Source organism: Stenotrophomonas sp. Ste96 (assembly GCF_024519495.1).
Taxonomy (GTDB): domain Bacteria; phylum Pseudomonadota; class Gammaproteobacteria; order Xanthomonadales; family Xanthomonadaceae; genus Stenotrophomonas; species Stenotrophomonas bentonitica_A.
Window position 1 is genome coordinate 1 of the sequence record NZ_JALJRX010000039.1, and the last position, 792, is coordinate 792.

At 63.5% G+C, this 792-nt stretch carries 1 protein-coding gene; it reads left to right on the top strand.

The features are described from left to right. On the top strand, positions 1-792 hold a 792-nt coding region (gene groEL / locus OC373_RS18720; RefSeq protein WP_261998278.1), incomplete at both ends, for a chaperonin GroEL.

Below are 792 nucleotides of genomic sequence, written 5' to 3' on the forward strand. Positions count from 1 at the left end.
CGCACCAACGATGACGCCGGCGACGGCACCACCACCGCCACCGTGCTGGCCCAGGCCCTGATCCGCGAAGGCGCCAAGGCCGTTGCTGCCGGCATGAACCCGATGGACCTCAAGCGCGGTATCGACAAGGCCGTGATCGCCGCCGTCGCCGAGCTGAAGAACATCTCCAAGCCGACCGCTGACGACAAGGCCATTGCCCAGGTCGGCACGATCTCGGCCAACTCGGACGAGTCGATCGGCAACATCATCGCCGAAGCGATGCGCCGCGTGACCAAGGAAGGCGTCATCACCGTTGAAGAAGGCTCGGGCCTGGAAAACGAGCTGGACGTCGTCGAAGGCATGCAGTTCGACCGCGGCTACCTGTCCCCGTACTTCATCAACAACCAGCAGTCGCAGACCGCTGACCTGGACGATCCGTACGTGCTGCTGCACGACAAGAAGATCTCCAACGTGCGCGACCTGCTGCCCGTGCTGGAAGGCGTGGCCAAGTCCGGCAAGCCGCTGCTGATCATCGCCGAAGACATCGAAGGCGAAGCGCTGGCGACTCTGGTGGTCAACACCATCCGTGGCATCGTCAAGGTCGTGGCCGTCAAGGCACCGGGCTTCGGCGACCGTCGCAAGGCGATGCTGGAAGACATGGCCGTGCTGACCGGCGGCACCGTGATCTCCGAGGAAATCGGTCTGTCGCTGGAAAAGGCGACGATCAAGGACCTGGGCCGCGCCAAGAAGGTGCAGGTCTCCAAGGAAAACACCACGATCATCGATGGCGCCGGCGAGAAGGCCAACATCGAA